Raw genomic sequence first — 13,881 nt, forward strand, 5'->3', positions numbered from 1 at the left:
CGTGTTCATAAAAAGAACGGGAAGCCACTTAGCAAGTGCCTTCCCGACTCTGTTGTTATTCGATACTTACCTACAGCGCAGCTAAACAACGCCTGGCGAGCTAGATAAGCTTAAAGAGCTAGATAAACTTACCGGTCGTGATCCAGCTCTTCACCCGGCAGGACATCTTTGCCGTCAAAATAGTCCTTGGTCAGCTTAAAGACTACCGGCGAAAGCAGTGCCAAGGCAATCAAGTTCGGAATGGCCATCATGGCGTTAAAAGTATCCGCCATTAGCCAGATAAAGCCTAGCTGCGCAATCGCCCCCAAGGGAATCGCTAACACAAACAGCACACGATAGATCATGATCGAGCGCGTTCCAAACAGAAACTGGCAGCACTTCTCGCCATAAAATGACCAGCCAAGAATAGTAGTAAACGCAAAAATGGCCAGCGCTACCGCCACAATTTGGTTACCAAACCCCGGCAATGCGGCATCAAACGATAGCGCGGTTAACGACGCCCCCGCTTCGCCATCTATCCAGACCGTAGAGGTCAAAATAACCAGCGCGGTAATGGTGCAAACAATAATGGTATCGATAAACGTACCCAGCATAGCGATCAACCCCTGACGCACCGGATTTTTCGTTTTTGCCGCCGCGTGTGCAATGGGCGCACTGCCAAGACCCGCTTCGTTAGAGAAAATACCCCGAGCGACACCAAAACGAATCGCCGCCATTACTGCCGCACCCGCAAAACCACCCGCGGCGGCCATTGGGTTAAAGGCGTAGTAGAAGATCAAACCAAACGCTTCACCGATCTGTCCGGCATTAATGATCAATACCAGCAGGCCAGCGGCCACATAAGCAATCCCCATAATGGGAACCAGCTTGCCCGCCACTTTCGCGATACGCTTGATACCACCCAGAATGACTGCACCGGCCAGCACCATAATGATCACACCCGTGATCCAGTGCGGTACTCCAAAGGTGGCATCCATCGCATCCGCCACCGAGTTTGACTGTACGGTATTACCAATCCCGAAAGCGGCCACGGCACCGAAGAAAGCAAAGACACCGCCTAGCCACAGCCATTTTTTACCCAGGCCATTTTTGATATAAAACATTGGCCCGCCCACATGGAACCCGGTGCTATCGGTTTCACGATAACGCACGGCCAGTACCGCTTCAGCGAATTTGGTCGCCATACCGACTAACGCGGTAATCCACATCCAGAAAACGGCACCTGGCCCACCTAACGCAATGGCAGTGGCAACGCCGGCAATATTACCGGTACCGATGGTCGCGGAGAGTGCGGTCATCAATGCATCAAAGGGAGAAATTTCCCCTTCATCGCCCTCTTTTTCCGCTAGCTTGCCAGTTTTAGGTTTTGGTTCACGGCCGGCCCACATTAGCTTGAAACCCATGCCGAGCTTTCTAATCGGCATCAGTTTCAAGCCAAGCTGTAGGTAGACCCCCACACCCAGCAACAGCATCAACATGACTGGCCCCCAGACCACGCCGTTGATGACCCCTAACAGATTAGTTAATGCTTCCACGCGCTTCTCCTCGCCCTGTTGGTTTGCGACATTTATAAATTATTCATGATAAGTAGCCTGACTCTGCTTAGGTCTATTTTGGCTATCAAACTCCCGACTGTCACGGAGTCATCATGCATGTTTTACACCAAATACTCAGCAAGCATCTATGGTGATGTCGCTTATGCATAGAGGATGCCGCTTATTTCATAACTAAATACAAACGAATAACGTATTACAACGACACGACCTAATGCCCCTAATAGGAGCGAAGAAGAAATTTGTTTCCGATTGGAAACACGTTAACATGCAGCATTATTCGCTCAGCTACTCCTCTGACTATGCACTACCGGTAGTCGCCAAAGCGAGCGACAAACGCTAGTATGCTCGAGTCCAGAAAACTGTTTCATATAGGAAAAAATCATGAGCAATCTTCCTGCCAATCTTCGTTACGCTGAAAGCCACGAGTGGGTACTTGACCACCAAGATGGCACCGTTACTGTCGGCATTACCGATCACGCCCAGCAAGCGCTAGGTGATGTGGTGTTTGTTGAACTGCCTGAAGTGGGTGCCGCACTGACTAAAGGCCAGGAGTTTGGTGTTATCGAGTCGGTTAAAGCTGCGTCTGATCTTTACTCCCCTGTGAGTGGCGAAGTTATTGAAGTAAACGAAGCCCTTGAGGACGCCCCAGAAACGGTCAATGAAGCCCCTTATGAAGGTGGCTGGATTATGAAAATCCGCTTAGATAGCGATGCTCTTGAAGGCCTGCTAGACGCAGACGCCTATCAAGCCACGCTAAGCGCTGACGACTAAATTATGTACCAGAGTCTGCCCTTTGCGGCAGGCTCTTCGCTTCTTTGCCCCTGCACGGTTCTCTCTTAACGTTCGGAATCATTCCTATGCCTATTGAAACACGCCGACTGGCCGAGCTGGCCGACCACGATGCTTTTATCAAACGTCATAATGGTCCAAGTCAAGATGACGTCACCACCATGTTAAAAGCGCTCAATATGCAGCACATGGAAGATCTGATTGAGCAAACCGTGCCCAGCGACATTCGCTTAGGGCGCGAGCTGGCGCTTGACGAGCCGCGCAGCGAAGCAGAAGCGCTGGCATACTTGGCGCAGTTAGCCCGCCAGAACCGCGTAGCTAAAAGCTACATTGGCCAGGGCTACTATGGCACCCATATGCCCGCGGTTATTCAGCGTAATGTGCTGGAAAACCCAGGCTGGTATACGGCTTATACGCCCTACCAGCCAGAAATCTCCCAGGGTCGCTTAGAAGGCTTGCTGAACTTCCAGCAGGTGGTGATGGATTTAACCGGCATGGAGTTGGCGAATGCTTCACTGCTGGACGAAGCAACCGCCGCTGCCGAAGCCATGGCGCTGTGTAAACGCGGCAACAAGAAAAGTAAATCCAACGCTTTCTTCGTCGCCGACGACGTTTTCCCGCAAACATTGGACGTGGTCAAAACCCGCGCCGAGTTCTTTGGTTTTGAGCTAATCTCCGGCCCGGCTGAAGATCTTAGCAACCACGATGTGTTTGGTGCTTTAGTGCAGTACCCATCGGCAAGTGGCCAGGTTCGCGACCTCGCTCCGCTCATCAGCGAGGCGGCTGATCGCAATATCATGACCTGTGTGGCCACCGACCTTTTAAGCCTTGTGCTGCTTAAAGAGCCCGGCAAACTTGGCGCTGACATTGTGGTGGGCAATTCCCAGCGCTTTGGCGTACCGATGGGTTTTGGGGGGCCGCACGCCGCTTTCTTTGCGACCTCTGACAAGCTCAAACGCTCAATTCCTGGTCGCATCATCGGCGTATCTAAAGATAGCCGCGGCAATACAGCACTGCGCATGGCCATGCAAACCCGCGAGCAACATATCCGCCGCGAGAAGGCAACCTCCAACATCTGTACCGCTCAGGCATTACTGGCCAATATCGCTGGTTTTTACGCCACCTATCATGGTGCCGAAGGACTACGTAAAATCGCTGGCCGCGTTCATCGCTTAGCAACCCTGCTCGCGGAAGGTTTAAAGCAGGCTGGTGTATCACTCGCCCACGACAGCTGGTTTGATACGCTGCGCCTAACCGGCGTTGATGCAGGCAAGATCCATGGCCGCGCCATGACCCATGATATTAACCTGCACTACTTCGCCAATGGCGATGTAGGTATCAGCCTGGACGAAACCACCACTGCCCATGATGTGGCGGCGCTGTTTGATGTATTGCTTGGCGATGAGCACGGCCTTTCTGTCGCCGCGTTAGACGAGCAAGTGATCACTAACGGTGCTTCTGGTATTCCTGCTGCCTGCCAGCGCGAAAGCGACTTTTTGAGCCACCCGACGTTTAACCGTTACCGCAGCGAAACCGAAATGCTGCGCTACTTAAAGCGCTTAGAGAACAAAGACCTGTCGCTTGCCCATGCGATGATTCCGCTGGGCTCTTGTACGATGAAGCTCAATGCCACCAGCGAAATGATCCCGGTCTCCTGGCCTTCGTTTGCCCACCTGCACCCGTTTGCACCTCGAGATCAGGTAGCTGGCTATCACCAGATGATTGACGAACTCTCGGCCTTTCTAGTGGAAGTGACCGGTTACGACCACATTTCCATGCAGCCTAACTCCGGTGCTCAAGGTGAGTACGCGGGCTTAGTGGCGATTCGCCGCTACCAGGCGGCTCAGGGAGAAGCCCACCGTGATGTCTGCTTGATTCCAAGCTCTGCTCACGGCACCAACCCCGCTTCAGCAGCAATGGTTCAGATGAAAGTGGTCGTGGTGGAGTGCGATCAAAACGGCAACATTGATATGAATGACTTGCGCACGAAAGCTGAGCAACATCGTGATCAGCTCTCGGCCATTATGTTGACCTACCCTTCTACCCACGGTGTGTTTGAAACCAGCGTGCGCGAAGCGTGTAAGATCGTTCACGACAACGGCGGCCAAGTCTATATTGATGGCGCCAATATGAACGCCCAGGTGGGCTTAACGCGCCCTGGCGATTTTGGTGGCGATGTTTCTCACCTTAATCTGCATAAAACGTTCTGTATTCCTCACGGTGGCGGCGGCCCTGGCATGGGCCCTATCGGTGTTAAAGCACACTTAGCGCCTTATGTATCTAACCACGTGGTAACACCGATTAACGGCGTGAATAGTGACAGCGGCGCAGTATCTGCAGCAGCGTTTGGCAGCGCCTCTATTCTGCCGATCTCGTGGGCCTATATTAAGATGATGGGTGCGCGGGGGCTGCGCGAAGCGACCGAGCTTGCCATCCTGAACGCCAACTACATTGCCAAGCGTTTGGAAGCGTCATTTCCGATTCTTTACCGCGGCGAGAATGGCACCGTCGCACACGAATGCATTATCGATATTCGTCCGCTCAAAGCGGCCTCTGGCATTAGTGAAGAGGATATCGCTAAGCGCTTAATGGACTATGGCTTCCACGCGCCCACCATGTCGTTCCCGGTACCCGGCACACTGATGATTGAGCCGACGGAGTCTGAGTCACTGTATGAAATTGATCGTTTTTGCGATGCCATGGTAGCGATTCGAGAGGAAATTGCTCGAGTGGAGAGTGGTGAGTGGCCGCTGGATAATAATCCGCTGGTCAATGCGCCGCACACCCAAGCAGATCTGATGGATAACGACTGGCAGCGACCTTACGACCGTCAGCTAGCCGCCTTCCCGACCGCTGCAGTAAAAGCCTCGAAATACTGGCCTGCGGTTAATCGCGTTGATAACGTGTTTGGTGACCGCCAGTTGATTTGCTCTTGCCCCAGCATTGACGAGTATCGCGACTAGCGCCACTCCAACGCCCCTGTTGCCTTATAACATTATGGTATCAGGGGCGTTTTTTCTTGCACACGCTGGGCGTGAAAACCGCTTAACAGCTTCTCGTAGCGCTTAGGGAGCACGGAGTCACGGCGTCGAAGCAGGTAGAGCACTTCGTTGACCGCATTAGGTAGGTTCAGCGCTTTTACTTGGCGCTGCCAGGGGGAGGTTTCCAATACCAATCTGGAGACTACGGTAAAACCTAACCCGCGAGCGACGGCATCCAACACCATGCTAACTTCGTTAGTGAAGCCCTGATGCCGGAAATGCGTCATTGAGCGAAACTCATCCGGGTAATTGGCGCGCAATAATGCATTAGCGTGGTTGATGCCATCGTAATAGTTAAGAAATCCAATACCCATTAAATCAGAGAGAGTACTGCCCGCAAAATCAGCCGGCACGACTAGGCAGAGTGGCTCTTGATGCCAAATAGAGCAGTCAAGTTCAGGGTGATTCATCGCCTCTGTTACGATACCAATATCATAACGACCTTCTAGCAGATCATTCACAATTTCGTGGTTAAAAGCGAAGCTGTAGTTAACCGTTAAATTGGGGTGCATTTGCTGCTGACCCAAAATATAAGGGTAGAACATCAACCCCACGCTTCCAGGTGAAGCAATCCGGCAATCACCACTATCCAAAGAGTCATCATCTAAGCCATGGCGAAACTGCTCATGCTCGGCAAATAGCTTTAACGCATAATCGTAAGCTCGCCGCCCCGTTTCCGTTAGCGTAAAGCTACGCCCCTTTCGCTCTAACAACTCTTTATTTAAATAACTTTCCAACTTACGTACATGCTGACTTACACCCGGCTGCGTCATTTCCAAGCGGTGAGCAGTGCGAGTAAAACTGCCTGTTTCCACTAACGTAATAAACGTACGAAAATATTGGGCATTAAACATAGTAAAGAACCATAGTTTTAGCAGCATCAGGTTAAACACGCCTTATAGTAGCACAGCGGCTTGGTTGCCCGTTGCGCCGCTGTACCTACTGCCAGGGCATGGTAGACTGCCATTAGCTAACAAACGACTAGGGACAGCTCCGCTAATGACCGAAACAGTTAAACCCCGCGCTACTCTCTCCAGCACTATTTCTCCTGAAGGAAGCCTTGAAGTCCTTTCTCAGCATGAAGTGAATCGCCTGCATAGCACCTCTCAGAGCGGCCTTCATGATCTAGTTCGGCGGTGTGCGCTGGCGGTGCTCAATTGCGGTAACCCAAGCGACGATAGCCTGGCGATATTGGAAGCCTATAAAGATTTTGATATTGAAGTATTGCAACAAGACCGCGGCATACGCCTAAAACTAACCAATGCCCCAGCGGAAGCGTTCGTTGACGGGCATATGATTCGCGGTATCCGTGAACACCTATCGTCGATCATTCGCGATATTGTTTATGTCTACAACGAGATTCAACACCATAAACGCTTTGATCTTAGTACCGCAGAAGGTACCACCAATGCGGTTTTCCATATTCTGCGTAAAGCGGGCACCTTAAAACCTGGCCGCGACCCGAGTTTAGTAGTGTGCTGGGGTGGCCACTCTATTTCCCGTGAAGAGTATGAGTACACCAAAGATGTGGGCTACCACTTAGGCCTGCGTGATCTGGATATTTGTACTGGTTGCGGGCCTGGTGCCATGAAAGGGCCAATGAAAGGGGCAAATGTTGCCCATGCTAAGCAACGGCGTAAGGAAGGCCGTTACTTAGGTATCTCTGAACCCGGCATTATCGCCGCCGAAGCGCCCAACCCCATCGTTAATGAACTGGTGGTAATGCCGGACATTGAAAAGCGTCTGGAGGCTTTTGTGCGTTTGGGACATGGCATTATTGTCTTCCCTGGCGGTGTTGGCACGGCGGAAGAAATCCTCTACTTGCTGGGTATTTTGCTGCATCCCAGCAACAAGGATATCCCCTTTCCGTTAATTTTCACTGGCCCCGCCGACTCAGCGGCCTACTTCCAGAAAATCGACGAATTCCTGGTCTATACCCTGGGTGAAGAGATTCGCCGCTACTACACCATTATTACCGGCGACCCGGTTGCCGTCGCGCGCACTATGCGCCAGGGCGTTGACGAAATCGCGCAGTTCCGGCGCACCCACCAGGATGCGTTCTATTACAACTGGCGCTTAACCATCGCGCGTGAATTCCAAGCAACCTTTGAGCCCACCCATGAAGCAATGCGCTCACTAGCACTTCACCGCCAACAGCCTACCCACGAGCTAGCCGCCAACTTGCGCCGCGCTTTCTCGGGCATCGTGGCCGGCAACGTAAAAGAGCCTGGAATTCGCGCTATTAAAGCTCACGGCCCCTTTGTATTGACGGCGGAACCCGAGCTGATGCAGCGCCTGGATGAGTTGCTGACATCCTTTGTGGCCCAAGGTCGGATGAAGCTGGATGGCCAGCCTTATACGCCCTGCTACGTCTTAAAATAAATAGCTGGGTTTGAAATAAATAGCCGAGTACTGAAATAGCACCTTAGAGAATCACAATGCCACCTAAAACCCAGCCGCCAAGATAGGCGGCTGGTCATTTAGGGAAAACTGGACTCGCCCATGCTGATTGCGTTTATTACGTTGTTGATTGCTGGAATCGTCAAAGGCGCCATCGGCTCAGGCGTGCCGGTTATTGTCATTCCAATCCTTACTATGCTCTACGACGTTCAATTGGCTATTGCAGTGTTGCTCGCGCCTAATCTTTTTAGCAACGCATTGCAGGTATGGCAATATCGTCGCCACTTACTGCCTTTGCGCTTCTTGGCTGCTTTCTCTATCGCAGGTGGGCTTGGAATCATGCTGGGTACTTGGGGACTGGTGGTATTATCCCCCGACATACTTTCACTCGGTGTCGCTTGCGCCATTGTGCTGTACCTAGCCATTAAATTGGCGAAGCGGCACTTCGCTCTGCCTTTGCATACGGCCACCCGGATTGTGATTCCGGTGGGCATTCTGGCGGGTGTGCTGCAAGGCGCTGCGGGCATGTCGGCACCGGCCTCGGTTACGTTCCTAAACGCCATGCAGCTAGAGCGTCGCGTTTACATCGGCTCAATCTCAGTATTTTTTGTTGCCATTACCAGCGTGCAAATTCCAGCCTTGCTCAGCACGGGCATTTTAACGTGGGAACGCGCCCTGTTTAGCGTTTTGGCACTGCTCGTCATTCTAGCCACCATGCCCCTGGGCGCTAACCTGGGCAAGCGGTTGCCTCACCTTTGGTTCGACAACTTGATTATGCTGCTTCTCGCGGCTATCGCCTGCAAAATCTTCTTTGATACGCTTATTGCCTGATCAGCATTTACGCTAGAGGCTCTCTTGAATAGTTCGGCGCTTGGAGAACCAAAGCAGAAAAATGTGACCAGAATAGTTACACTTATGGGGCATTTTCCTCACTTTACACCGACGAAAGGAACTCACGATGTCAATGATTGACCAGTTAAATAATGTAAAAACCAAAGATTTCGCCAAGCACTGCTATGAAACCAGCTCTGTTGAGAAACTGCGCGCCGCGGCTGAAGGCAAAGCCGACCAAGCAGAAATGGAGCACTGGGATCTGAGCGAAGGACAGTGGGAAGAGGCTATAGCCACTGCGCTCGCGGATCATGAAGCCAAAGAGTCAAATGATTAAATAGCACTCGCCTGTTGGCACTAACAGCAACCAAAGCCTCTATATAAAAGCCCTGCTGGAATTTATCCGACAGGACTTTTTAGGTTATTTGCCCCGCGGCTTCTAACTTGTCACTTACTCACGATTTGATAGTGTAACGCCAGCATACTCTTCACGCAGGCGCTCTAGCCTTACCGCCTCGCTCTCGGACAATTCAGGAGCATTCCATAGCGCTTTATCATCAACACCACGCAGACCTTCCAATGTCACCATCAACTCGGCACTGCTAGGTATTTGCGCATCCCCCCAAGGGCCAAAGCGGTTGGGGGCAAGGCTCCATTTCATTGTTTCATCCGGTTCAATACCACCAGGAACAACGTAATAAAAAGACTCATCGACCCAAGGTACCGAGCGGCCAGCACTGGTGACGACGCCACGCAGTAATAGCTCAGAGATGGCCTGATCAGTGCCATTGGTCACTTCAAGGTCAATCACCGGTTCAGGAGCGCCGTAAGGGCTGGCGCCGATATAAAATCGCGCTTGATCAATAGTAAAGCGATCTAGTTGCTGCTTGTCACGCGCGGCGTCCGCCTGTTTCTCTTCTAATCGCGTCAGCGTTCGAATAGCTTGCTCGCGCTCCCGTGAACGCCGCTCACGTAGAATCTGATCAGCGCGATGAATCACCTGATCTCCCGTTAAGCCGTGCATTTGTGCATTGGCAGATTCGGCGATTTCAGCGGCATTCATCCGCTGCGGGTTAAGAATATCGATACCATCAAAGGTAGCGGTGGCAATGATAATTAAACCGCGATCAAATTCGTCACGCTTGTAGCTCGGCAGCGAATCGCGCACCTTCTCAACTGAGACAACGGAGGCAGGCATGGAGCTAGTATCAATTTTGGGATCTGAGCAACCCGCTATCATTATGAGTGATAGTGATATTGCAGCAAGCCTAAGGCGGCTCCACATACGTAACCTCAAAGCAGGCAGATAAAATTGCTGAGGAGCTTAACGGAAAGCGCTATTTAGCTCTACCCTTTGCTACTTGCCCAATGCGTAATGCACGCAAAAAACCGCCATCTCAGTTACGCTAGCGTCGTTACTTGCGCTCCATGACAGAAGGATAGCCATATCAATGTTAGGATTTCTGCAGGGATTTTCCTATGGCTTGTTTATGACCTGCCTGCCCTGGCTGCTAATAGGCCTGTTCAATCCTGCCCTGGCACTTCCAGGGCTAACTCCTGGGCGCATGCAGGTGATCATCCGTTATTGCCTGGTGATTCCTTTCATCAGCATGCTGCTATGGCTGACGTCTTTATGGGGTGGTTTCAGCCCTAGTTTACTGGGCTGGCTGGCGGGCATTGTCGCTATTCCCGTAGTGCTTCCCATCGAGCGGACGCTGCGCGGTTGGCTGGCTCGACATCGGGCTCGTCTTCAGATGAAGCAAACTGTATCCGAAGCACGTAAACGTCGCGCTGTAGAGGAGCGAAATGCCTATGAGTCTGGTGTATCAGTACTTGATCCGACAAAGCCGCCCGCGGGAGCAGATGATTTGGTTCTGGCCATGTGTCGGGCCAAGCAGAGCCTGCTTGATGTGCAGCGCCCCGATCTGGCGATACTCTCCGACCGACTCTATAGCCGCTATTGCCATGTAATGGATGTGCTGGGCGAACGATTTCACACTGGCGAGCTCGCCTTTGAGCGTTCGCGCGGACTGGTAACTCAGGTATGTCTTGGCGCGGTAGATACGCTCACCACTATGGCGTCCCAGGCGCGAGGAGTGGTTAGCGTGGACGGCAACTACGTGCGAGGTCGATTGGAGCGGGAGAACAAACGGTTAAGCGAGGAAGAGCGCGCCGCCCTGGTACGCAGGCTTGATCTGCTCGTGGAGACCGAGCACCGGCTAAATAAACTCTCGGCCCGTATTGAATCGGCATTAACCGTGCTCGACGACACCGCTGTTTCCATGGCACGTATTGAGACAGCTCGGCCGCAGGCGGCGGTTACCACCGAGAAGGCGTTGGAGGATCTGCGCCGCTTCGTCGAAGGCGCGGATCGTTATGCACGCAAGGATTAACCCCAGCCAAGCAGTGTGCGGGACGCACTGTGTAGATGGTCACGTAAAGTTTTTAAAACAGTTAAAACGGTTTTATTGTTAGCTCAGGAGATGTCCATGACTCAGCAATCGGATGGTGAACGTCGCCTCTCCCTACCCCCGGTGGAAGAGATCGCGAGCCAGTTAGGCACTAGCCAATCAAGGACAAATCAGGCTGATCCGGCCAATGCCACTGACCATGACTTCACACAAGACATCGCGCCAGACAGCGACACTGAGCTTGAGGCGATGGCCGAGCGTTTTGTTGACGAGATCCTCGCTGAGGGTGACGAGGGATCGGCAGTTCGCCAGCGGCGGGCCGTTGATGAGATGGGCCTCGAATTGCAACAGCAGGCCGCTCATCGCAGCGACATGTTGCAAACGCCCCTGCGTCAGCTAGCAGATCAGGGTGACGAAGGCGGGCCGGTGGCCAAGGCATTGACCGACCTTCGCGGGCGTATGGAGGGCCTAGACCCCGCTCGCCACCGCCTGGCACCGACCGCTTTGGATCGCGTTCTGGCGATAATACCCGGTCTCGATAGCCGCCTACAGCGCTACTTTCGGAAGTTCGAAAATACCCAGCAGGCCCTGGATGCAATTATTGAGGATCTGGAAGGCGGTCGCGACATGCTCCACCGCGACAACCTCACGCTGAGCGATGATCAGCAAGCGCTAACTAAAATCCTGAGAGAACTGAACCGCCAAATTGCCCTTGGCCGCATTATCGACCGCCGGCTGTGTGATGAGATCGCCGTTCGCGATAGCAATGATCCACGTCGTCACTTCCTTGAGGAGGAACTGCTCTTTCCTCTGCGTCAGCGTATTGTTGACCTCCAGCAACAGCTAGCGGTAAGTCAGCAAGGCGTACTGGCGCTAGAGGTCATTATCCGCAACAACCGGGAATTGATACGCGGGGTGGACAGGGCGATTAACGTCACCGTTTCTGCCCTCACTGTCGCAGTAACCGTGGCCATGGCGATGGCCAATCAGCGCCTAGTGCTGGATCGCATTGAAGCCCTCAACACCACCACATCGCATTTGATTGGTGGGGCGGCTAAAGCGCTGCGCCAACAAGGTGTGGACATCCAAAAGCGAGCCTCTTCGGCGATGCTGGACATGCAAGTACTTGAAGAGGCTTTTACCGAGGTAATGGGTGCAATCAATGATCTCTCAAGCTATCGCCAAGAGGCACTGCCGCGCCTGAATGAACAGATTGATCGCATGGCGACGTTAGCCAAGCAGGGAAATGCGTCCATCGTACGTCTTCAAGAGGGTAGCGAATCGCAACCACAGAATGGCAGCGCGCCTAGCTAATTTGCCAGGATTCTCCAAGCGAAGCGAAAAGGCAATTGAAACATTATTTGATCTCGGGATCGGACAGAACTGCCTTGGCCTCATTGATTTCCTGCATACGCAGCTCGGCATCGGGTTCCTTGCTGACATCGGGATGAAACTTGCGTGCCAGCTTGCGGTAAGCCTTCTTTATCTCCTCGGTCGTTGCGGACTTAACTACGCCGAGCACCTGATAGTAATTTTTGAATTCCACGTTGAGAGCTTCCGGTCATCGGAATGGGCTCCAGGCATTAATCCGCCAAGTATCCCTTGTAATAAGCTGCTGTTGAATCAATGGTAGTCGAAGTCCGTCTTTTATGAGAGACCGATTCGGCACTGACCTTTTGCATGCGATGAATGACAGGTGGGGAGCTGCACGGGATAGGGAACTCAGAAGTCCGCCTAGCGTCAAAAGACACTATAAGCTATACCAAATCTTGAAGAGTTGGGTTATTGCCCCAATGAAAAGCATTTACATCTTTCGCCATCAAGAACCAGGAGGTTCATATGAGAAAATGGATTATATTGGCGCTCGTAAACTGGCTTCGAAAACCAGCAAATCGACAGGAAGCATGGAACGGGGTTCGTGGGCGTAGCGCCCGAAGTCGTGCGTCTCGTCAGCCTAAGGCTCCATCAGCGCGTGAGCCATCCGCGAATCGGCCTGGCGATACGTTTGACCATCGGCCATAAGTTACTGGCCCGAGTCAGTATTGGATAGACTTAGAGCCATACGCAGCAGTTAAGCTGCATAGATTATTAATACAATAAAGCCCCGATTGAGTTTTGAACTGCACCCCGAAAGTTGGACAAAGCCGCCTACCACAATCGTTGGGATCATATTGAGCAGGTACAGCGGGAGCTCTGCAACCTTCCAGAATCGGGCGTAGAGAACCGAGCAGCACTTCATAAAGTACTGACCAACACCTTCCGAGAATTCGTTATCACCTGCTATTGCGACTACTGGCGCGATGCCTACCAGGGCGCAGCTTTCTCCCTCACCTCTGAACGAGACGTACTTATTGCCCGAGCCATCAAAGCTCATCACTGGACTCCGGGCATTGCTGCCAGCCTATCCAACTACGACCTTGCTCTGTCCCTGATTGATGAACTAGCGGCATTCAAGCTGACGGAAATGGCCATTCACGTTTCCTACATGAATCTGCAAGACCTTCCCAAGGCTGACTATCTAGCACTGATCGAACCACACGAATGAAAAAATCAGGATGCAAGGTTATTAGCATTTGCCTAGCATCGTGGAGTGCCCACCTGTTTACTTGTGTGGGCTAAGGGGTCTCACGTCGCTGATTGTTTTGCAATATCTACAGCTTCATAAGCTTCAAAAGGCACCATTTATAATCGCAAACTCCATCATTTTGCTGTGTGGGCATTAAAGCGGTCACTGGACCATACTGGCATTATTGAGACGGCTGGCAGCGTTAGCCCAAATTTGGCCGCTCAATCAGAAATTTCTACTAACTCTCGTTTGCAGGTTTACCAACCAATAAAAAAACCGCCGATTGG

The 13,881-nt window shown here is 52.3% G+C and carries 12 protein-coding genes; 8 read left to right on the forward strand and 4 right to left on the reverse strand.

What is annotated here, in order from left to right:
• Window positions 1-128: 128 nt before the first annotated feature.
• Window positions 129-1,535, reverse strand: a complete 1,407-nt coding sequence (locus tag ACQKE4_RS02710) for an alanine/glycine:cation symporter family protein (protein ID WP_427386778.1) — start codon at window positions 1,533-1,535, stop codon at window positions 129-131.
• A 402-nt stretch (window positions 1,536-1,937) separates the two neighbouring features.
• On the opposite strand from ACQKE4_RS02710, the gene gcvH reads away from it, so the two are divergent.
• Both gcvH and gcvP read left to right on the forward strand, forming a co-directional pair.
• Window positions 1,938-2,327 carry a glycine cleavage system protein GcvH gene (gene gcvH, locus ACQKE4_RS02715; RefSeq protein ID WP_427386779.1) on the forward strand — a complete coding sequence of 130 codons (390 nt, stop codon included), beginning with the start codon at window positions 1,938-1,940 and terminating at the stop codon, window positions 2,325-2,327.
• 86 nt (window positions 2,328-2,413) lie between these two features.
• The gene (gene gcvP, locus ACQKE4_RS02720) at window positions 2,414-5,308 is read left to right on the forward strand and encodes an aminomethyl-transferring glycine dehydrogenase (RefSeq protein ID WP_427386780.1); all 2,895 of its coding nucleotides are present in this window, start codon (window positions 2,414-2,416) and stop codon (window positions 5,306-5,308) included.
• 32 nt (window positions 5,309-5,340) lie between these two features.
• On the opposite strand, the gene ACQKE4_RS02725 is transcribed toward gcvP, so the two are convergent.
• The gene (locus tag ACQKE4_RS02725) at window positions 5,341-6,240 is read right to left on the reverse strand and encodes a LysR family transcriptional regulator (RefSeq protein ID WP_427386865.1); all 900 of its coding nucleotides are present in this window, start codon (window positions 6,238-6,240) and stop codon (window positions 5,341-5,343) included.
• A gap of 145 nt (window positions 6,241-6,385) precedes the next feature.
• Here ACQKE4_RS02725 and ppnN point away from each other — a divergent pair, with 145 nt between their 5' ends.
• The 3 genes from ppnN (at window position 6,386) to ACQKE4_RS02740 (ending at window position 8,954) form a co-directional block, all read left to right on the forward strand.
• Complete coding sequence (gene ppnN, locus ACQKE4_RS02730; RefSeq protein ID WP_427386781.1) at window positions 6,386-7,768, forward strand: nucleotide 5'-monophosphate nucleosidase PpnN; 1,383 nt, start codon at window positions 6,386-6,388, stop codon at window positions 7,766-7,768.
• Window positions 7,769-7,888: 120 nt separating this feature from the next.
• A complete protein-coding gene (locus ACQKE4_RS02735) occupies window positions 7,889-8,617 on the forward strand; it encodes a sulfite exporter TauE/SafE family protein (protein WP_427386782.1) in 729 nt (242 codons plus the stop codon).
• Between the two features lie 127 nt (window positions 8,618-8,744).
• On the forward strand, window positions 8,745-8,954 hold the full coding sequence (locus ACQKE4_RS02740) for a hypothetical protein (protein WP_427386783.1): 210 nt from the start codon (window positions 8,745-8,747) through the stop codon (window positions 8,952-8,954).
• A gap of 114 nt (window positions 8,955-9,068) precedes the next feature.
• Here the strand turns inward: ACQKE4_RS02740 and ACQKE4_RS02745 are convergent, their stop codons facing one another.
• Entirely contained in the window at window positions 9,069-9,902 is an 834-nt protein-coding gene (locus ACQKE4_RS02745; RefSeq protein WP_427386784.1) for a DUF6694 family lipoprotein, read from the reverse strand.
• 166 nt (window positions 9,903-10,068) lie between these two features.
• On the opposite strand from ACQKE4_RS02745, the gene ACQKE4_RS02750 reads away from it, so the two are divergent.
• Both ACQKE4_RS02750 and ACQKE4_RS02755 read left to right on the forward strand, forming a co-directional pair.
• Window positions 10,069-11,010 (forward strand): cobyrinic acid a,c-diamide synthase, encoded by a 942-nt coding sequence (locus ACQKE4_RS02750; protein WP_427386785.1) that lies wholly within the window; start codon window positions 10,069-10,071, stop codon window positions 11,008-11,010.
• 96 nt (window positions 11,011-11,106) lie between these two features.
• Window positions 11,107-12,342: a toxic anion resistance protein gene (locus tag ACQKE4_RS02755; protein WP_427386786.1), complete on the forward strand. Its 1,236-nt coding sequence runs from the start codon at window positions 11,107-11,109 to the stop codon at window positions 12,340-12,342.
• 43 nt (window positions 12,343-12,385) lie between these two features.
• Here the strand turns inward: ACQKE4_RS02755 and ACQKE4_RS02760 are convergent, their stop codons facing one another.
• Window positions 12,386-12,574 carry a DnaJ domain-containing protein gene (locus ACQKE4_RS02760; RefSeq protein WP_427386787.1) on the reverse strand — a complete coding sequence of 63 codons (189 nt, stop codon included), beginning with the start codon at window positions 12,572-12,574 and terminating at the stop codon, window positions 12,386-12,388.
• Window positions 12,575-13,162: 588 nt separating this feature from the next.
• Here ACQKE4_RS02760 and ACQKE4_RS02765 point away from each other — a divergent pair.
• Window positions 13,163-13,573, forward strand: coding sequence for a hypothetical protein (locus ACQKE4_RS02765; protein ID WP_427386788.1), 411 nt, complete (start codon window positions 13,163-13,165; stop codon window positions 13,571-13,573).
• The last annotated feature ends 308 nt before the right edge of the window (window positions 13,574-13,881 follow it).

The organism is Halomonas sp. NPDC076908, from assembly GCF_050269715.1.
In the GTDB taxonomy this organism is placed as follows: Bacteria; Pseudomonadota; Gammaproteobacteria; order Pseudomonadales; family Halomonadaceae; genus Vreelandella.